This is a genomic window from Beijerinckia sp. 28-YEA-48 (genome assembly GCF_900104955.1).
In the GTDB taxonomy this organism is placed as follows: Bacteria; Pseudomonadota; Alphaproteobacteria; order Rhizobiales; family Beijerinckiaceae; genus Terripilifer.
This window is the reverse complement of record NZ_FNSI01000001.1, coordinates 3372833-3392449: the sequence shown is the minus strand read 5'-3', so window position 1 is coordinate 3392449 and position 19617 is coordinate 3372833. Positions and strand designations below refer to the sequence as shown.

At 61.7% G+C, this 19617-nt stretch carries 16 protein-coding genes and 1 riboswitch; of the genes, 13 read left to right on the top strand and 3 right to left on the bottom strand.

What is annotated here, in order from left to right; all coding sequences use genetic code 11:
• Positions 1 to 101 precede the first annotated feature (101 nt).
• The 6 genes from BLW50_RS16100 (at position 102) to BLW50_RS16075 (ending at position 6373) form a co-directional block, all read left to right on the top strand.
• Complete coding sequence (locus BLW50_RS16100; protein WP_244544271.1) at positions 102 to 857, top strand: GntR family transcriptional regulator; 756 nt, start codon at positions 102 to 104, stop codon at positions 855 to 857.
• Between the two features lie 150 nt (positions 858 to 1007).
• Positions 1008 to 1973: an aldo/keto reductase gene (locus BLW50_RS16095; RefSeq protein WP_090704364.1), complete on the top strand. Its 966-nt coding sequence runs from the start codon at positions 1008 to 1010 to the stop codon at positions 1971 to 1973.
• A gap of 70 nt (positions 1974 to 2043) precedes the next feature.
• Positions 2044 to 3492 carry an aldehyde dehydrogenase family protein gene (locus tag BLW50_RS16090; protein WP_170850190.1) on the top strand — a complete coding sequence of 483 codons (1449 nt, stop codon included), beginning with the start codon at positions 2044 to 2046 and terminating at the stop codon, positions 3490 to 3492.
• A 10-nt stretch (positions 3493 to 3502) separates the two neighbouring features.
• Positions 3503 to 4987, top strand: coding sequence for an aldehyde dehydrogenase family protein (locus BLW50_RS16085; RefSeq protein WP_170850189.1), 1485 nt, complete (start codon positions 3503 to 3505; stop codon positions 4985 to 4987).
• 2 nt (positions 4988 to 4989) lie between these two features.
• Entirely contained in the window at positions 4990 to 5769 is a 780-nt protein-coding gene (locus BLW50_RS16080) for an SDR family NAD(P)-dependent oxidoreductase (protein ID WP_090704359.1), read from the top strand.
• Between the two features lie 127 nt (positions 5770 to 5896).
• Positions 5897 to 6373: a cupin domain-containing protein gene (locus BLW50_RS16075; RefSeq protein ID WP_090704357.1), complete on the top strand. Its 477-nt coding sequence runs from the start codon at positions 5897 to 5899 to the stop codon at positions 6371 to 6373.
• Between the two features lie 85 nt (positions 6374 to 6458).
• Here BLW50_RS16075 and BLW50_RS16070 read toward each other — a convergent pair whose 3' ends face one another.
• The 3 genes from BLW50_RS16070 to BLW50_RS16060 all read right to left on the bottom strand — a co-directional run bounded on the left by BLW50_RS16070 (position 6459) and on the right by BLW50_RS16060 (position 12999).
• Positions 6459 to 9278 (bottom strand): ATP-dependent Clp protease ATP-binding subunit, encoded by a 2820-nt coding sequence (locus tag BLW50_RS16070; protein ID WP_090704355.1) that lies wholly within the window; start codon positions 9276 to 9278, stop codon positions 6459 to 6461.
• Between the two features lie 159 nt (positions 9279 to 9437).
• The gene (gene metE, locus BLW50_RS16065; protein WP_090709208.1) at positions 9438 to 11822 is read right to left on the bottom strand and encodes a 5-methyltetrahydropteroyltriglutamate--homocysteine S-methyltransferase; all 2385 of its coding nucleotides are present in this window, start codon (positions 11820 to 11822) and stop codon (positions 9438 to 9440) included.
• A 99-nt stretch (positions 11823 to 11921) separates the two neighbouring features.
• A riboswitch (cobalamin riboswitch) is annotated at positions 11922 to 12129 on the bottom strand.
• Positions 12130 to 12198: 69 nt separating this feature from the next.
• Complete coding sequence (locus tag BLW50_RS16060) at positions 12199 to 12999, bottom strand: APH(3')-II family aminoglycoside O-phosphotransferase (protein WP_090704353.1); 801 nt, start codon at positions 12997 to 12999, stop codon at positions 12199 to 12201.
• Positions 13000 to 13320: 321 nt separating this feature from the next.
• On the opposite strand from BLW50_RS16060, the gene BLW50_RS16055 reads away from it, so the two are divergent.
• The 7 genes from BLW50_RS16055 (at position 13321) to BLW50_RS16025 (ending at position 19611) form a co-directional block, all read left to right on the top strand.
• Positions 13321 to 13521 carry a hypothetical protein gene (locus tag BLW50_RS16055; RefSeq protein WP_090704351.1) on the top strand — a complete coding sequence of 67 codons (201 nt, stop codon included), beginning with the start codon at positions 13321 to 13323 and terminating at the stop codon, positions 13519 to 13521.
• Between the two features lie 106 nt (positions 13522 to 13627).
• Entirely contained in the window at positions 13628 to 15388 is a 1761-nt protein-coding gene (locus tag BLW50_RS16050) for an ABC transporter permease (protein WP_090704348.1), read from the top strand.
• A 22-nt stretch (positions 15389 to 15410) separates the two neighbouring features.
• Positions 15411 to 16733, top strand: a complete 1323-nt coding sequence (locus BLW50_RS16045; RefSeq protein WP_090704346.1) for an ABC transporter ATP-binding protein — start codon at positions 15411 to 15413, stop codon at positions 16731 to 16733.
• 45 nt (positions 16734 to 16778) lie between these two features.
• Complete coding sequence (locus tag BLW50_RS16040; RefSeq protein ID WP_090704344.1) at positions 16779 to 17132, top strand: hypothetical protein; 354 nt, start codon at positions 16779 to 16781, stop codon at positions 17130 to 17132.
• Positions 17116 to 17850 (top strand): MgtC/SapB family protein, encoded by a 735-nt coding sequence (locus BLW50_RS16035; protein WP_090704342.1) that lies wholly within the window; start codon positions 17116 to 17118, stop codon positions 17848 to 17850. Before BLW50_RS16040 ends, BLW50_RS16035 begins: the two co-directional genes overlap by 17 nt.
• A gap of 77 nt (positions 17851 to 17927) precedes the next feature.
• On the top strand, positions 17928 to 18986 hold the full coding sequence (locus BLW50_RS16030) for a sensor histidine kinase (protein WP_090704340.1): 1059 nt from the start codon (positions 17928 to 17930) through the stop codon (positions 18984 to 18986).
• A 7-nt stretch (positions 18987 to 18993) separates the two neighbouring features.
• Positions 18994 to 19611 carry a response regulator transcription factor gene (locus tag BLW50_RS16025; protein WP_244544469.1) on the top strand — a complete coding sequence of 206 codons (618 nt, stop codon included), beginning with the start codon at positions 18994 to 18996 and terminating at the stop codon, positions 19609 to 19611.
• Positions 19612 to 19617: the final 6 nt, after the last annotated feature.

The window sequence follows — 19617 nt, the reverse complement described above, 5'->3', positions numbered from 1 at the left end:
CCGTGTTTTTGAACGCAAAAGAGCATATGCTATACAATTGCTGTTTAGCATGGCCGCGGTTTGGATCGTCGGATGTGCGCGTGCCACCCAGGAGAGAGCGTTTGTCCAGCACCGCAACCCGGCCCAGCTCGACTGCTGAAGCGCTGAAGAAAAGCTCGGTTGCCCGCTATATTCAGCTCGCCACCCTGTTTCGGCGCCGCATCGAGACCGGCGAGTGGAGCGTTGGCGCGAAAATGCCGACCGTGGAAGAGCTCGCCCAAGAATGCGGCGTCGCCACCATGACGATTCGTCAGGCATTGGACATTCTGGAAAGCGACGGCCTGATCGAGCGCTACCGCGCCAAGGGCACCTTCGTGCGCGAGCGGCCGGCGCAGGATCTCTGGTGTCAGGTGCAGACCGATTGGAGCGGCATGCTGATCGCGCGCGACAATGCGCGCATTGAAGTGCTCTTCGACGAACGCAACGTGCAATTGCCGCCGGGGCATCGCCAGCTCGGCCGCCTGGCCACTTCCTATCGTCACCTGCGCCGCCGGCACACCCGCGATGACGAGGCTTTTCTTTTGGCCGACGTCTATGTGTCCGAGCGGATCTGTTCGCTGATTCCGGAAGAAGCCTACAGTACCAAGACGGCGATGCGGCTGGTCGCCGATATTCCTGGCATCGAAATCACCGACGCCACCCAGACCCTGACGATCGGCATGGCCGATCTGATGACATCCACTATTCTCAACATTCCGCTGAGCCATCCGATCGCCAAGGTCGAACGCTGCGCGGTGGATGGCGAGGGTGAGTTGGTGATCGTCGCCAATGGCATCTATCGGGGCGATAAGGTCCGCGTTGATCTAAAACTGCGCTGAAAACGGCCTATTTTAGAATTAAGCAAAAAGGTATATTATTGACTTTTATAAGGGTGCGTGCGATCACCTCGCCTCACAGGTAGGTGGCGCGAGTGCTCGGCGAAACGACACTTGCTGTGTTGGTCGATGCGACCTCTCAGGAGTCGAGTTTTGAAATTCGTACAACTTGGCCGGACCGGAACCCGGGTTTCCAACATCTGTTTCGGCACCATGTCGTTTGGGTCCTACAGCGATCCCAAGACAGCGCGCGCGATGTATGACGCCTGTCGCGAGAAGGGCATCAATTTCTTCGACTGCGCCAATTCCTATGCCGGTGGCGGTACGGCGGAGAGCATTCTTGGCGACTGCATGGCGGCGGATCGCCAGAACGTGGTGATCACCTCCAAAGTCTGTCGGCCGATGTCGAAGGACGTCAACGGTTCGGGCCTGTCGCGCCGTCACATCATGCAAGAGGTCGAGAACAGCCTGCGGCGGTTGAAGACCGACTATATCGATGTCTACTTCGCCCATCATTACGACCCCTATACCCAGCCTGAAGAGACCTTGCGCGCCTTCGACGACCTGCGGCGCCAGGGCAAGATCATTTACGCCGGCGTTTCGAACTGGTCGGCCTGGCGGATCGCGCAAGCGCTTGGCATCTCGCAGCGTGAGGGCTTGGCGCGTTTCGATGTGCTGCAGCCCATGTACAATCTGGTGAAGCGCCAGGCGGAGGATGAACTTTTCCCGTTGGCGCAGGCCGTGGGCCTGGCCGTCATGGTGTTCTCGCCTTTGGCCAGTGGTCTTTTGACCAAGGCCAATGCCGCCGTGGATGGGCCGCGCACGGGTCGACTGGCCGAAGCGCGCTATCTGAAGCGCTATGAGGATCAGCGGAACTTCGAAATCGCCGCGGATTTCTGCAAGATCGCGGCGGAGATCGATGTCGATCCGGCCATGCTCGCGGTCGCCTGGGCCGCCTCGCATCCGGCGGTCACGACGCCCATCATCGGCGCGGAAACGGTTGAGCAGATCGGCAACTACGTCGACGCCGTTGCCTTCGAGATGACCCCGGAACTTCGCGAGCGCATCGCCGCGCTCGCCCCCAGACCCGATTACGAAATCGAACGGACCATCGACTGACCATCCGGATCCATTGTCCGCCGGCCAGCCGTTGCGGACGCACGCCTGAATGCAAGCTTCAGTGAAAGTAATGACCATGACAGCAATCGACCTCGATCACCTCATCGATAACCGCGATGTGGCCTCACCCGCCCGCGATGATCTGCGCGATCCTGGTCGCCTCGATGATGTGGTGGCCCGCGTGGCGCGCGGTGGCGCTGAAGAAGTCGATAAGGCCGTGCAATCGGCGCATCGCGCCTTCCAGAGCTGGAAGAAAACCGCCTTTGCCGAACGGGCGGCATTGCTGCTCAAGGCCGCCGATCTGCTCGACGCGGAAGCCGCGTCCGTCGTCGAACTCATGGCGCGCGAGTCCGGCATGTTGGTGCCCACCAACAAGGCCGAAATCGGCATGGCGGCCAATATCGTTCGCGACAATGTCGAGGCCGGTGAAGCTTTTCTTGCGCCCAAGCAGGTCGAAGATGACGAGAGCTGGGTCAGCGTCGAGAAGCGGCCGATCGGCGTGATCGCAGCGATCGTGCCGTGGAATGCGCCGATCATTCTGGCCATGCGCAAAGTGTCGCCGGCCCTGGTGTGCGGCAATACGGTGGTCCTCAAGCCGGCTCCAACAGCGCCGCTCGGCCTGTCGATCTTGCTGAAGAAAATGGCGGCGCTGTTTCCGCCAGGTGTCATCAACATCGTTCACGGCGGTGGCGATGTCGGCCATGCGCTGACCGTTCATCCACTCGTCGGCAAAGTGTCCTTCACCGGCGGCGGCGCTGTCGCGCGCATGATCATGAAGGATGCGGCCGACGGCATTAAGGGCGTGCAGTTCGAACTGGGCGGCAATGATCCGGCCATTCTTTTGGAAGATGCCAATCTCGACGACGCGCTGCCGAAGCTGCTCGGTGGTGCCTTCCGCCGTTCTGGCCAGTTCTGCTTCGCGGTCAAGCGCGTCTATGTGCCCTCGTCCATCTACGCCGAGGTCGTCAAGCGCATCGAAGCCGAAACCGATAAGTTCCGCGTCGGTCATCCGCTGACTGCCGGCGTCAACTTCGGCCCGATCAACAACAAGGGCCAGCTCGACTTCCTCAAAGGTCTGCTCGAGCGCACCCGCCAGGCTGGCTACACAGTCAAGGAACTCGGCAGCGTGGTGGCGCCGGAGACCTGGGATGAGGGCTATTACATGCGTCCGGTCGTGGTCTCCGATCTCGATTTGGAAGCCGAACTTGTGCAGGTCGAGCAGTTCGGCCCGTTGCTGCCGGTGGTGCGCTACGACGATCTCGATCAGGTGGTCGACAGCATCAATGCGTCTGAATTGGGCCTTGGTTCCAGCATCTGGACGCGCGATTTCGACAAGGCGCTCAAGCTGGCGCAGCGGCTGGAGGTCGGCATGACCTTCATCAACAACTCCGGCACGTCGCGGCTTGGCCAGAAGAACATTCCCTTCGGCGGCGTGAAGCAAAGCGGCATTGGCCGTGAAAGCTCACCCATAGGCCTGCGTGAATATGTCGAATATCACGCCATCAATTTTCACAAGTGAGGCATCCGTGATGACCGCTGCTGCAAATCTCGTTACGCCGGCCACACTGACGGTGGACAATTTCATCGATGGTGCCTGGGCAGGCGCCGACACGCGCTTTGACGTGCGCGATCCCGGTCGGAGCAATGATGTCGTCGCGCGGGTCGCGGTGGCTGATCAGGCTTTGGTCGATCTCGCCGTTGAAGCGGCGCACCGGGCACTAAAACCCTGGGGCGCGATCTCTGTCGATGATCGCGCCGCCGCCGTGTTGCGCGCTGCCGACCTGATCGAAGAAGAAGCGGAAAAGGGCATTGAAGGTCTGGCTGGCGTCGTTGTGCGCGAGACCGGCATGCTGCCCGTCGAGATCATCATGGAACTGCGCGGTGCAGCTTTCGCCGCACGCGACAATGTCGAAGCCGCGAAGATCGCGCTTGAGCCGTTGATCGTCGAAGACAAGGCGAGCATTGTGCGTATCGAGCACAAGCCCATCGGCGTGGTGGCGGCCATCGTGCCGTGGAACGCGCCGATCGTGCTATTGATCCGCAAGTTCGCCCCGGCGCTGGTGGCCGGCGACACGATGGTGATCAAGACGCCGCCGACCGCGCCCGCTGGCATCGCCATCCTGATGGAAAAGCTCGCTGGCCTATTTCCGCGCGGCGTCATCAACGTCGTGCACGGCGGCGCCGAGACCGGCGCTGCCTTGGCCGCCCATCCGAAGGTCCGCCTCATCTCCTTCACCGGAGGTGGCGCTGCGGCCAAGCAGATCATGAAGACCGCCGCCGAAACGCTGAAGAACGTCCAGTTCGAACTCGGCGGCAATGATGCGGCCATCGTCCTGGACGATGTCGACATGGACAAGGCGATTCCGACCCTGGTGGCCGGCGCCTTTCATCGCTCGGGTCAGTTCTGCTTCGCCATCAAGCGGCTCTATGTGTCGGAGAGCATCTACGAAGCGTTCTTCGAAAAGCTGGCGGCTCATATCGATACGTTTCGTGTCGGTCATCCGCTGGATCCGCGCACGACTTTCGGCCCGATCAACAATCCGCCGCAGCTTGCTTATCTCAAGAGCCTCATCGAGAAGACCCGCGCGGCTGGTGGCGAGCTGATCGAACTCGGCAACAAAGTCGCGCCTGAGAGCTGGGATGAAGGCAATTATATCTTGCCGGTGTTGGTGAAGAAGCCGGGCGCCGATTTCGACATCGTCACCTGCGAACAGTTCGGCCCGGTCCTGCCGGTGATGAGCTATAAGAGCGAGGACGACGTCGTCGCTTTGGCCAATGGCACCGAATACGGCCTCGGCTCCAGCGTCTGGACGAGCAATTTCGAGCGTGGCGTCGCTTTCGCCCGCCGGCTCGAAGCTGGCATGACCTATATCAACAAGAACGCGCAATCGCGCCTGGGCCGTCGCCATATGCCGTTTGGCGGCATCAAGCAGAGCGGCATCGGCACCGAGAATTCAGAGTTGGGCCTGGCCGAATTCACCGAAATCCACGCGATGAACTTTCATAAGGTGTGACGATGGCGCTTCCTGCATTTCCCACCAGCGAAACTCCAGGCCTGTTGCGCGGCAAGACCGCGCTGGTGACGGGCGGTGTATCGGGCATCGGCCGTGCGATCGCGGCGCTGTTCAAGGCCAGCGGCGCCACGGTGATCGTCGCCGATATCGGCGCCAAGGATAGCGATCAGGCAGCCGTGGGCGAGTTCGGCCCGCTCTGGCATGCGGACGTCGCCTCCGAGGAGAGCGTGGCGCGTTTGGCGGCGCGCATTGCGGCGGGGCAGGGCGCACTCGACATTCTGGTGAACTGCGCCGGCGTGCCGCAGTCCTATACGCCCATCGAAACCATGACGGTGGAGGCGTGGGATCGCATCATGAACGTCAACACGCGCTCGCTGTTTCTGATGGCAAAGCATTTCCTGCCGCTTCTGCGCGGCAGCGGCAATGCCGCTGTGGTCAACATCTGCTCCGTCATCGCCGTGCGTCCGAAGCCTGGTCTCGCCGCCTATGGCGCCTCCAAGGCCGCGGCGGTCGCCACCACGCTATCCCTGGCGCTGGAACTGGCGAAGGACGGCATCCGCGTCAACGGCATCAATCCAGGCGCAACCGAGACGCCGATGCTGAGCGGCTTCACCGGCGGCAAACAGGTGCAGGACGTGGTCGGCGCCTTTGCCAGCCAGATTCCCATGGGCGAGATCATCCGTCCCGATGACATCGCAGGTGCGGCGCTCTACCTCGCGTCCGACTTGGCGCGTTTGGTGACCGGCTCGATCCTCAACGTTGACGGCGGCCGCTCGGTATAATTTCAGACGGGTTTCCTGGGCCTCTTGAAGGCTGCCGCATGTGTGCGGCGGCTTTCGGCTGCGGTATTGCGCGCTGGCTTGATCGGTCATACCAAGAGGCAATCGATCATTCAGAGAGGAAGCCCGCATGTCGATCACCGTCCGCCGCGTCGTCACTGGCCACACCAAGGAGGGCAAAGCGACCGTCATGATCGACGAGGTCGTGACGAGCACGGCCGAGAGCCGGCCGGGCGCCAATCCGACGGTGGTCTGGACCTCGGAAGGTTTCCCGATCAGCAATGACGGCAATGCCGATGAATCCAAGCGTCAGACCAGCACGGCGCATCCCAACGGCACCGTATTTCGCGTCATCAGCTTCGCGCCTGGCGTCCATCCCCGCAATCACCGCACCGATTCCCTCGATTACGCCGTGGTCATTTCGGGTGAGATCGTTATGGATCTCGATGGCGAAGAGGTTCTGCTCCGCGCCGGCGATGTCCTGATTCAGCGCGGCACCATTCACAACTGGTTCAATCGCAGCACCGAGCCTTGCGTGATTGCCTTCGTCCTCATCGCGGCAAACCCGGTCACCGTCGATGGCAAGGTTCTGAACGCTGGCGGGTGATGGCAGCGGCCGCGTTTCCTCCGTGTCACCCCGACGGCTGCGGCGTCCGGGATGACACGAAGGTTTCGGGCCATATGATACACCGCTACTCAGCAGAGCGCTGATGAACGACGTTCTGATGTGATTTGCCGTCGCCTCTAGCCGCGTCGGCCGTCTTCTGTGGTTTGGCGGGCTGCGCGGGTTTCGCGCTTGCATCTCCATTTGTCGCGGTCGGCTGAGCCTGTTCAACGGCAAATGTCACCTTGCCGGCCTTTGCATCGTAGGCGCAGACGACGCGATTGCCTTCCTTGATCTCACCCTTGAGCATCGACTTGGCCAGTTCGGTCTCCAGCTGCTGACGGATCTGGCGACGCAATTCCCGCGCGCCATATTCGGGCTGGTAGCCTTCGCTGGCAAAGTGTTCGACCAGGGTTTCGTCGAACACCAGTTCGATATCTTGTCCCTGGGCGATCTTTTGCACGCGTTGCAGCTGCAATCGGACGATCTCTTTGATCTGCACCTGGTCGAGCGATTGGAAGATGATGATCTCGTCGATCCGGTTGATGAATTCGGGCCGGAAATGCGAGCGCAGCACGCTCATCACATCGTCGCGGACAGAACTCGATGACGATGGCGGATGAAATCCGAGTTGCCCGCGCCGGCCCATGACGACATCGGACGCCAGATTGCTGGTGGCGATGATCAGTGTGTTGGAAAAATCGACGACGCGGCCTTTGCCATCCGTCAATCGGCCATCATCGAAGACCTGCAGCAACACATTGTAGACATCCGCATGGGCCTTCTCGATCTCGTCGAGCAGGATGACGCAATAGGGCCGGCGGCGCACCCGCTCGGTGAGTTGGCCGCCCTCGTCATAGCCGACATAGCCGGGCGGTGCACCGATCAGCCGGGCCACCGCATGACGCTCCATATATTCGCTCATGTCTATACGCACGACCGCGTCCTCGTCGCCGAAGACGATCTCGGCCAAAGCCTTGGCAAGCTCCGTCTTGCCGACGCCGGTCGGCCCCAGAAACAGGAAGGTGGCGATCGGTCGATGGCCTTGTTGCAAGCCGGCGCGCGACAGGCGGACTGCGTCGCTGACGGCGCGGATCGCCTCCTCCTGGCCGATGACACGCTGATGCAGCCGCTCCTCCATGCGCAGCAGCTTGGCTTTCTCTTCTTCCGTCAGTTCGGTGATGGGAATGCCGGTCAGTTTTGAAACGATCTCCGCCACCTGTTCGGTCGAGACGCCGGCGGTGCTGGAGCCGACCTTTCTCTTCCAAACGTCGGTGGCCTCAGTGAGGGCTTTTTCCTTGGTCGCGAGCTGGCTATCGAAGTCCTTCACCCGATCGAACTGTTTGCGGGAAACGGCGGAGTCATGTTCGCGCTTCAGCTGGGCGATCTCGGCTTCGAGTTCATGGATCTCGGCCGGGCGGGAGGTGGTGGAGAGGCGCACGCGCGCTGCTGCTTGATCGATCAGATCGATCGCTTTGTCCGGCAGGAAGCGCCCGGTGATATAGCGATCCGACAATTCCGCCGCCGCGACGAAAGCCTCATCCTGGATCGTGACCTTGTGGTGCGCCTCCAATCGATCGCGCAGGCCGCGCAGAATGGCGATCGTCTGTTCCACCGTCGGTTCGGACACCAGGACCGGTTGAAAGCGCCGTTCCAACGCGGCGTCTTTCTCGATGTGCTTCTGATATTCGCTCAAGGTCGTCGCGCCGATCAGATTGATCTCGCCGCGCGCCATTGCCGGCTTGAACACATTGGCGATGTCGAGGCCGCCTTCGCCGCCCCCCTGTCCAGCGCCAACGATCATGTGAACTTCGTCGATGAACAGCAAAAGCTCGTCGCGCTTATCGGAAATCTCGTCCATCACCTGTTTGACGCGCTCTTCGAATTCACCGCGATATTTCGAGCCGGCGACAAGGGAGTTGACGTTCAATTCCACAAGGCGCTTGTCGCGTAACACTTCGGGCACGTCGCCATTGATGATGCGTTGCGCCAGGCCTTCAACAATCGCCGTCTTGCCGACGCCGGGCTCGCCGATAAGCACCGGATTGTTCTTCTTGCGGCGGGCTAATATCTCGATGGTGGTCTCGACCTCCTTCGAGCGACCAATCACCGGGTCGAGCTTGCCTTCGCGCGCCATCTTGGTGAGGTCGCGGCTATACTTGTCGAGCTGCGGCGTATTGGTCGGCGTTTCGACACGGCCTTTTTCCGCGCCCTTGCCGACGACCTTCACCGTCTGTTGTCGCAGCGCTTGCGGTGTCAGGCCATAACGGAGCAGCAGATTGCCGGCAAAACTGTCCGTGACTTCGGCAAGGCCAAGCAGAATATGTTCCGGCCCGACATAGGAATGGCCGAGTTCGCGGGAGGCGATGAAGGCGCGGTCAAGCGCGCTTTTGACGCGCGGCGAAACACCGATGCCACCTTCGCGCGGCTGCGCCGATGCCGTGCCCTTGGGCGCATGAGTGTCGATCTGGTTACGCAGTTCGTCGACCGATATTTTGAACTGTTTCAACAAGGTCTGCACCACGTCGCTTTCCGGCAATTCGTAGAGCAGATCTTCGGTATCGACGAGCTGTCGGCCGGATCGCACGGCGCGTTCGGCGGCGCGTTGCAAAATCTCCTTGGCCTGTTCGCTGAAATGGTCCTGAAGATTGATGGTGTCGGCGTTCTGGTCTCGATGTCCTCGCCGGCCGCCGAGCCTGGGCGCGTCGGACGGATCGCCTTGCATGAAATTGTCGAGCAGGCCGCCCTGAAACAAGGACTCGAGGGGAGACACCATGCGCTGGTGCCGCATCAGCTGCGCATAATGATAGTCGCAGATGTCGAGTTCGCGCTCTTGATTGTCTTGGAGAACTGCGACCCGAATGGCGGCGGGACGAACCCCGCAGATGTCGCACATACGCTGCGCCATGCTTGCCTCCCTTTCGATTTCAACTTCCGCTAGGCATCGTGAAGAACGAAAGAACGAGCCCGATGTTCCATGATGGGAAGTTAGGTTGTCAAGGTAAGACAGCCGTATGACGAAAAAGGGGCCGGGCGCTGCCTGCTGGCAGCGCCCGACGCCGATGCGCTACTGCGCCGCTTTTGCAGCCTGCGCGCGCAATTCCAGCGCGGCTTCGACCATATTAACTAAGGCCGGACGAACTTCGTCCCATTTCCGGGTTTTCAAGCCACAATCGGGATTGATCCAGAGTTGCTCGTCGGCCAGGCGTTCACGCGCGAGCGACATCAGCGCAACCATTTCGCCGGCGTCGGGAACGCGCGGCGAATGAATGTCGTAGACCCCGGGACCGATCTCGTTTGGATATTTGTAGGTGCGAAAGGCGTCGAGCAATTCCATCTTCGAACGAGAGGTCTCGATCGAGATAACATCCGCATCCATGGCGCCGATGGCATCGATGATGTCGTTGAACTCCGAATAGCACATATGGGTGTGAACCTGCGTCTTGTCCGTGACACCGGAAGCACAGAGCCGGAAGCTCTCGACAGCCCAATCGAGATAGGTCCCCCAGCCCGCTTTGCGCAGGGGCAGGCCTTCACGCAGCGCCGCTTCATCGATCTGAATGATCGTCGCGCCGGCCTTTTCCAGGTCGACCACCTCGTCGCGGATCGCCAGCGCGATCTGGCGGCAGGCCTGGCTGCGCGGAATGTCGTCGCGCACGAAGGACCAGTTGAGAATGGTGACCGGGCCGGTCAGCATGCCCTTCATGGTCTTCTTTGTCAGCGACTGCGCGTAGAGCCACCAATCCACGGTCATCGCCTGGGGCCGCGAGACGTCGCCGAACAGGATCGGCGGGCGGACATAGCGCGAGCCATAGCTTTGCACCCAGCCATGTTTGGTGAAGGCGAAGCCACAAAGCTGCTCGCCGAAATATTGCACCATGTCGTTGCGCTCGAACTCACCGTGGACGAGCACGTCGAGGCCGATCTCTTCCTGCCAGCGAATGGCGGTCGCCGTCTCTTCGCGCAGGAAATGCGTGTAATCCGCATTGCTCAGCGTGCCCTTGGCATGGGCCGAGCGCGCCTTGCGCACGTTTTCCGTTTGCGGGAAGGAGCCGATGGTGGTGGTCGGGAAAGGCGGCAGCCCGAGCGCCTTGTGCTGGAGATGCGCGCGGTCGGTGTAGGGGCTTAGGCGCTGCGTCATCTGAGGCGTCACCTGCGCCAGACGCGCCGCGACTACGGCATCATGCACCTTTTTCGAAGCGGCACGTCGTTCGGCCGCGGCGACGGATGCGGCAATCTGGGTAGCCGCAGCCCGTTCGCCGCCGATCAGCGCTTTGCCGAGCACGGCGAGTTCGTCCATTTTCTGAATCGCAAAGGCCAGCCATTCCTTGAGGTCCGGATCGAGTTCGGTCTCGATCTCGAGATCGATGGGCACATGCAACAAGGAGCAGGACGGGGCGATTTCGAGATGGTCCGCGCCACGTTTGGCGACGGCCGACTGAAGCCGTTGCAGGATCGTGCGCAGGTTGGCGCGCCAGACGTTACGACCGTTGATGACGCCAAGCGACAACACCAGCCCGCGCGGTGCCTTGGAGAGAACCGCATCGAGTTGTTCGGGCGCGCGAACGAGATCGAGATGCAGGCCAGCCACCGGCAGCGACAGGGCGGTGTCCAGATTGTCGCCGAGCTCGCCGAAATAGGTCGTCAGCATGATTTTGAGATGGGGCAGGGCATGGGCGAGGACGCCATAAGCCTGTCGCAAGGCTTGCCGCGTTGTCTCGTCGAGATCGAGCACCAGACAGGGCTCGTCGATCTGCACCCAGTCGGCGCCATTGGCTGCGAGGCGGCGCAGAACTTCGACATAGATTGGCAGCAGGTTGTCGAGCAACGACAAGGGATTGAAGGCCGGGTCCTTGCTCTTGCCGATTTTCAGGAAGGTGACGGGGCCCAACAGGACGGGCCGTGTCTGATAGCCCAGCGCCTTCGCCTCGCGATATTCATCGACGGGCTTGGTCGAAGCCAGGGTGAAGCGCTGTCCGGGTGTAAATTCCGGCACCATGTAATGATAATTGGTGTCGAACCACTTGGTCATTTCCTGCGCCGGCACACCGTGGGTCTCGCCGTGATGTTGGTGGCCGCAGTCGGCGTGGGGGGCATTGCCTTGGCTGCCGCGCGCCATGGCGAAATAGAGATCGAGCGGCACGGGACCGCCCGTCCAGCCGTAACATTCAGGGATCGCGCCGACCATGACGCTGGTGTCGAGCACATGATCGTAGAGGGAGAAATCGTTCGACGGGATACAGGTGATGCCATGCGCCTTCTGACGCGCCCAATTGGCGGCGCGCAAGGCAGCGGCTGTTTCCAGCAAGGCGGCGGCGTCGGTTCGCCCGGACCAATAACTTTCGAGCGCGGATTTGAGTTCGCGGCGCGGACCGATCCGCGGCACGCCAAGAGTTGCAACAGGAAGCGTTGCAACAGGAAGAGTTGCAATCGGAAGAGAGGAAACAGACATCGGCTTTTCTCCAATAAGGAGGCAAAGGCCGAGCGGACGCATGCGAAAAACGGGCGCGGGTGCGCCCGATGCAAGCGCACCACCAGGACACCCCGCCCAGGGACGATATGTTGTCGAGGCAGGTCTCCTGGCTCGCGGGTCGCTGCCTTCGTCCGGTCTTCCCGAGATTGCTCTCAGTGACCCGTGATGGACGTCGGCTCGCCGCTCACAGTTGCGGGGACAGCTCCGGCCTCGCCTAGGCTCACCGGATTCCCTCTTAGCTTTGGTGCCCACATGGGTCCAAAGAACCACGACGCCGCAAGCATGGGCAGTTTCCCATCGGAAGTCAATAATGATATAAAGAAATATTTATGTCTGCATATTGATCGCGCGGCGATTAAAAGAAATCGTCCAGAAGCCGATAGAAATCCAGCAATTCGGGATCGGCCCTCAGGCCATAGCGCTGCAGGAAAGGCGCGATCCACGCCTGTCCGAGATTGTAGCGAATGCTCCAGCTCGCCAGCGCCAGATCCTGATGCCGATCGGCCACCCCAAGGCGGGCGCAATCGACGAAGCCGCTGAACCTCTCCCCGTCCGCCATCAGATTGGGCAGGCAAGCGTCGCCGTGGGTCACAACCAGGTCTTCCTGTGCGGGCCGGCGGCGCAACAGATCCGCGAAGACGGCGTGCGCCGGCTGGCCCAAGCGTTCGTCGTCGAAATCGCTCTCATCGACGAGGCCGGCGCGCATCCGCGCTTCGGCCGCCGCGATGCGGCTGTCGAGCCGCTGGTCGAACGGACAGGGGGACGGATCGAGGCGATGCAGATCGCGCAAAGCGTCGGCGGCGATGGTGACGATCTGCTCTGCCGCCAGATGCGGCGACGAGGCAAGATCCCGCCCGGGCAACGCGCGCGTCAGCAGCCAGTTGCGCTGGCCATCGCTGCTGGTGTTCTCCACCTGCGGACAGGCGATGCCGCTGGCCGCCAGCCAGCGCAGCCGCGCCGCTTCGGCAAGCAGTTCGCCAGAGGCATCGGCGGGTTCGATCTTCACGAAGAATGACGGGCGCTTGTCGGCCTGCAGCCGGAAGACCGTGGCTGACGAGCGGCCGATGGTCTGGGTCGTCCAGGCGTAGCCGGCGAGATCGTCTCGCCAATGCGGTGGCATGTCGGATGGGACGGACGTGGGGGCGTTCGGGACCATGGCCTGCACTCTTATTTGAAACCAGCCGACCATACCAACGTATAGGTCAGCTACGCCTTGGTGCGATTGACGGTCCTTGTAGGTGCGTTCACAAAGATTATGTCATTGTGGCGTTAACGCCGCGATTTATTGAAGCAAACGACTGGAAAGGCACATGGACGACGATCCGAGTAGTCGCCCGGCCCCGCTTTCAAGCGATGGTCGGACATCCATTCCTTCAATCTGGACTGCTTCTGGCGCCGCCCGCCGGTTGAGCTTCGGTCAGGCCTAGCCTGTCCGGCTCACATCCGGGCCCGCAAGAAGCGGTCAAGGAGGCGAGCCATGAACAACATCATTTTCTTTCCCAACAAAACTGCCCCGAGGGCAGGCGCAGCGTCCAAGGTCGCGGCGCGGCCCGTGCTTGTCGCCGTCTGGCATCGCAATCCCGCCAACGGCCGGCTGGAATGCCATTGGATTGCCGAGCCGACACCCGTTCACGGTGAAGGCGTCCGGCCTGGCGGCCATCATCGTCACGCCGCCTAGCTTTATCCGCTCAAGTGTCCGATCGTTCATCCCCATCTGAACGGTCGGACATTCCTCCCTGCGTCTCCCCTGCAGTATTTCCGCTTTCGGACCTTGAGGTCGGTCGATGGTTTTGTTGTCCAATGATCGCCGTCGCCCCAGCGCCATCATCGCGCTGGCGCGTGCGCGCCTGCTCCCAAACGGCTACGATCTCATTGCCTTCTCGCTGATCCTGGCGCTGGCGGTGCTGGCTGCCCATGGCATGCAGGCGATGCGCGCGCCGCTGGCCGTTCTGGATGTTCAGCCGGTCTCCCTCGATCCCTGGCTGCTGCCGGAATATGCCTTGCGTTCGACCGTGCGCATGTTCGCGGCGATCATCGCCTCGCTGCTGTTTACCTTCATCGTCGCCACGCTCGCCGCTAAAAGCCGCCGCGCTGAAATGGTCATCATTCCGGCGCTCGACATCCTGCAATCGGTGCCGGTGCTGGGCTTTCTGACGTTCACCGTGACGTTTTTCATGGGCCTGTTTCAGGGCAATCAGCTCGGCGCCGAATGCGCCGCGATCTTCGCCATCTTCACCAGCCAGGCCTGGAACATGGCGTTCTCTTTCTATCAATCGCTGCGCACCGTGCCGCGCGATCTGGATGAGGTGAGCCGTTCCTTCAATCTTTCCGCCTGGCAACGGTTCTGGCGGCTGGAGGCCCCCTTCGCCACGCCGGGGCTGATCTGGAACACGATGATGTCCATGTCTGGCGGCTGGTTTTTCGTCGTCGCTTCCGAGGCGATCACCGTCGGCGATACAACCGTGCGCTTGCCGGGGCTCGGGTCCTGGCTGTCGCTTGCCATCGAGAAGCGCGATTTCGCGGCCGTCGCCTGGGCGGTCCTGGCCATGGGCGTCGTCATTGTCCTTTATGACCAGCTGCTGTTCCGGCCCGTCGTCGCCTGGGCGGATAAGTTTCGTTTCGAGCAGACGGCGAGCCAGGAGAAGCCGCAGTCCTGGGTCTATTCTCTGCTGACGCGGGCGCATGCGCTGCGGCGGTTGTTGAAACCGGTCGCCATCCTGTGGGGCCGCTTGATGCTCGTGCGTCTGTCGAGTCGGCCGGTGCTCGCGCCCAGCAAACGGCTTTCGACCCGTATGAGCACGAGGACGATCGATTATCTCTGGCTCGGTCTGGTGATTGCCATCGGCGCCTGGGGCGTGTGGAGCGTGGTTGTTTATCTCGGCCATACCTTGTCCTGGGGCGATGTCGGGGAAGCCGTTGCCGGCGGCCTGGCAACTCTGCTTCGCGTGGTGGTGCTGATCGCGATCGCGAGCCTGATCTGGGTGCCGCTCGGCGTCTGGATCGGCCTGCGGCCGGCATTGGCCGAACGGGTGCAGCCGCTGGCGCAATTCCTCGCCGCCTTTCCGGCCAATGTGCTGTTCCCCTTCGCCGTCGTCGCCATCGTGGCGACAGGCGCCAGCCCGAACATCTGGCTCTCGCCGCTGATGATCCTGGGCACGCAATGGTACATTCTCTTCAATGTTATCGCTGGCGCCAGCGCCTTTCCCACCGATCTGCGTGAAGCCGCTGCTGTCTATCGGCTGCGCTCTTGGACCTGGTGGCGTCGCGCCATCCTGCCCGGCATTTTCCCCTACTACGTCACCGGCGCGCTCACCGCTTCGGGCGGATCGTGGAACGCCAGCATCGTCGCCGAGGTGGCGAGCTGGGGCGACACCAATCTCAAGGCCTTCGGTCTTGGTTCTTACATCGCCGGGGCGACCGAAGCCGGTGACTTTCCCCGCGTCGTTCTCGGCATCGCCGTGATGTCGCTCTTCGTCACCCTATTCAACCGCATCCTGTGGCGGCCGCTCTATGTCTTTGCCGAGCGTCGCCTGCGTCTTGATTGATTGTCCTGTTGGAGGACCGAATATGAGCACTGTCGTAACCCGTAAGCCAGACGATGCCGCGCCGCTCGTCTCCGTCGCCAAGATTTCGCAGATCTATGACAAAGGTTCAGCCGGCGCGTTGACCGTGCTGGAGAATGTCAATCTCGACCTGCGCCCCGGCGAGATCGTCGGCCTGCTCGGTCGGTCCGGCTCGGGCAAGTCGACGCTGTTGCGCGCCATCGCCGGCCTGCTGCGTCCAAGCCAGGGCACGATCGCCTTCGCCGGCACGCCGCTTGTCGGTCCAACCGCCGGCATCGCCGTGGTGTTTCAGAGTTTCGCTTTGTTCCCATGGCTTACGGTCTTGCAGAATGTCGAACTGGGGCTCGAAGCCCAAGGCATTCTGTCGGCCGAGCGCCGCAAGCTGGCGCTGGCCGCCATCGATCTGATCGGCCTTGATGGTTTTGAAAGCGCTTATCCGAAGGAACTGTCGGGCGGCATGCGCCAGCGTGTCGGCCTGGCGCGCGCCCTTGTCGTTCATCCGCGCGTGCTTCTGATGGACGAGCCGTTCTCGGCGCTCGATGTGCTGACGGCTGAAACCCTGAGAACCGATCTTCTCGATCTGTGGTGCGAAGGCCGCATGCCGATCGAGTCCATTCTGATGGTGACGCACAACATCGAGGAGGCGGTGTTGATGTGCGATCGCATTCTGATCTTCGGCTCCAACCCCGGCCGCATCATCGCGGAAATTCGTGTTGACATGCCGCAGCCGCGCAACCGGCTCGACCCGACCTTCCGCGCCATGGTCGATGACATCTATGCGCGCATGACCACGAAAACCGGCACGCCGACGCGTGATGGCTTCTTCCCCGGCACGGGGATTGGCTTGTCGCTGCCGAATATTTCCACCAACCTGCTGGCGGGCTTGATCGAGACCGTGGCGGCCGAACCCTACCAGGGTAAAGCCGATTTGCCGCCACTCGCCGCTGAACTGCATCTGGAGATTGACGACCTCTTTCCCGTCGCGGAAACGCTGCAACTGCTCCGCTTCGCCGATCTCGAAGGTGGCGACATCAAGCTGACGGCGCCGGGCTTGCGCTTTGCCGGTGGCGATGTGGACGAACGCAAGCGGCTGTTCGCCCAGCATCTGGCCACCTATGTGCCGCTTGCCGCGCATATCCGTCGGGTGCTCGACGAGCGACCGAGCCATCAGGCGCGGGCCCGCCGGTTCCGCGACGAGCTCGAAGACCACATGTCGGAAGACTATGCCGACGTCACCCTGAAAGCCGTGACCACCTGGGCGCGCTATGCCGAATATTTCGCCTATGACGAGAACGGCGATCTGTTCACGCTCGAGAATCCGAGCTGATTTAGGCGTTCGATCTAGCGCCACATGTCACGAACGAGGTGTGCCATGTTGAAAGATAAGAACATCTTTTGTCGTCAGCCTGTCATGTTGATGCTTTTGCGTGGTGAGAACGACAAACTGCGTCCGAGCCGGAAGCACAATGCGACGCGACTGCTGAGCGAGCTGCGTCCGGCGCCGACGCGTGCGTCGTGGTTGGCTATGCGGGCATATATTCAGGTCGGTGATCGATTGCTTCGCGTGACGGCGAAGTTGTTTTTCCTCGGCGTCTTATCGAGACGGAAGGCATATCGGCTGATGCGCATCGCGGGCCGCTTCACAGAAGCGGGCCTGGCGATCACGCCACGTCGCCGGCATGTCCATCCCCATTTCGGGCGTGATGATGATGGTAATGGGACTTGAACAAGCGGTTCTCAATCTCGGCGTGGCCTTCGCGCTGGGCGCCTTGATTGGCTTTGAGCGTCAGTGGCGCCAACGGCTGGCGGGTTTGCGGACCAATACATTGGTGTCACTGGGGGCGGCGACCTTCGTCATGTTCGCCACTCTGATCCCCGGTGAGGGAAGCCCGACGCGGGTTGCCGCACAGGTGGTTTCCGGCATTGGCTTTCTGGGTGCCGGTGTCATCTTCAAGGAAGGGCTAAACGTTCGCGGGCTCAACACAGCGGCGACATTGTGGTGTTCGGCGGCGGTCGGTCTGGTCGCAGGCGCCGGCTATCCGTTGCATGCCTTGCTGGCGACGGGCTTCGTCATCCTGGTCAATCTGGCGCTGCGGCCGTTGATCTGGTTCATCTCCCGCCATTCGACCGAAATGACGGAGCTTCCCGTCCGCTACACCATCACCTCCGTGTGCCGCAGTGAAGGCGAAGCCCATATCCGAGCCCTGATGCTGCAGGGCTTCAGCTCCGCCAGGCTGCACCTGCACCAGCTCCACAGCAGCAATATCGAGGATTCCGACCGGGTCGAAGTCACGGCGATCATCACCGCCGATCATCGGGAGGATGTCGCTCTCGAACATATCGTCGGCCGCTTGAGCCTGGAACCATGCGTCACCGCTGCCCGCTGGCGGGCTGAAGCGGTCGATATCGACCAGGCCAGCGCCGAAGCCATGGTGAGCGCCTAATGGAACGCGTGCCCGTTCCGATTTTATCAAAGCCTAAAGGCGTGTGCAAAATGCCTGAGGGCATGTGAAAGTAGGGCATGAAGCGCTGGCCGATCCAATTTGCAATCGACATGCCCCTGCTGTGGCTGGGCATTGTCGTGTCCTTGGCCCTCATTTTTGTCGCCGACACCATCACCAATTTCGAGATCGCCTTCGCGGTGCTCTATGTCGCGGTCATCCTGCTCTCGGCGCGCTCGGGCCGGCCACGCGCGATCCTTGCCGTCGGCGTTGCCTCCGGACTGTTGACGATCCTCAGCTATGTCCTGACGCGGCACGGCAATCCGGAGTCCGGCCTGATGAACGGCGCCTTGAGCCTGCTCGCCATCGCGACGACGAGCTACCTGGCCTACAAGACCGAAACGGCGGAAGTCGCGGCGCGCGAGACGCGGGCTGATCTCGCCCGCATGGCCCGCATCACCTCGATCGGCGAGCTGGCGACATCGATCGCGCACGAGGTCAGCCAACCTCTTACCGCCATTGTCGCCAATGCCAATGCGGCCATGCGTTGGCTGGCGGCCACGCCGCCACGACAAGACGAAGCGAGCCGGGCCATCGAGCGTGTGGTCACGGATGCGGGCCGCGCCGGCGAGGTGATCGGCCGCGTGCGCCAGCTTGTGGCGCGCGTCCCCCCGTCAAAGGCCCAGGTCGACATCATCGATGTCATCGAGGAAACATTGGCGCTGACGCGCGGCGAAATGCTTCGCAATGCAATTGTTCTGCGCACCGATCTCGCCGACGATTTTCCTGTCGTGATGGGCGACAAGGTGCAGTTGCAGCAGGTTATCCTGAATTTTATCGTGAATGCCATGGAGGCGACGCAGAGAAGCGAGACCAAGGAAATTTTGGTGAGCGCGGCGGCGGACGGAACGAAGATCACCGTGAGTGTGCGCGATACCGGCATTGGCGTGCCATCTGATGTGGCCGATCGGGTGTTCGAGGCTTTCTATACGACAAAGTCCACAGGCATCGGCATGGGGCTCGCCATCAGTCGATCGATCATTGAGGCCCACGGCGGCGCCGTTTATGTTGCCCCGAACTATCCGCAAGGGACCGTTTTCGGCTTTACCTTGCCGTTTAAGCCCAGGGCAGAAGGGTGAGCGCGTGCTGAACGAGACTGTCTATATCGTCGATGACGATCCCTCCGTCCGGGAGGGGTTGGACAGTCTGTTGCGATCGGTCGGCTACGAGACCCATTGTTTCGCCTCGCCACGGGAATTCCAACTGCATCGCCGCGTCGACACGCCAGCCTGTCTGGTGCTGGATGTCAGAATGCCTGGCGCCAGCGGGCTCGATTTCCAGGTCGAGCTAGCCAATAGCCATGACGCGATTCCCATTATTTTCATCACCGGGCATGGCGACGTGCCGATGTCGGTGCGAGCCATGCGCGCCGGTGCCGTTGAATTTCTGCTCAAACCATTCCGAGAACAGGATCTGCTCGATGCGATCCACTTGGCGATCGAGCGCGATCGCACGCGCCGGCAGGGTGAGGCCGTCGATACCGAATTGAACGAACGCTTCGCCACCCTGACGACGCGCGAACGGGAAGTGATGACGCTTGTCGCCAGCGGCCGCCTCAACAAACAGATCGCGGCTGACCTCGGGCTCAGCGAAGTGACCGTCAAGGTTCATCGTGGCCAGGTGATGCGCAAGATGCAGGCCGCGACCCTCGCCGACCTGATCAGAATGTCCGACCGGCTCGGTTTATCGGCAAACCGCGCTTAGGTCCGT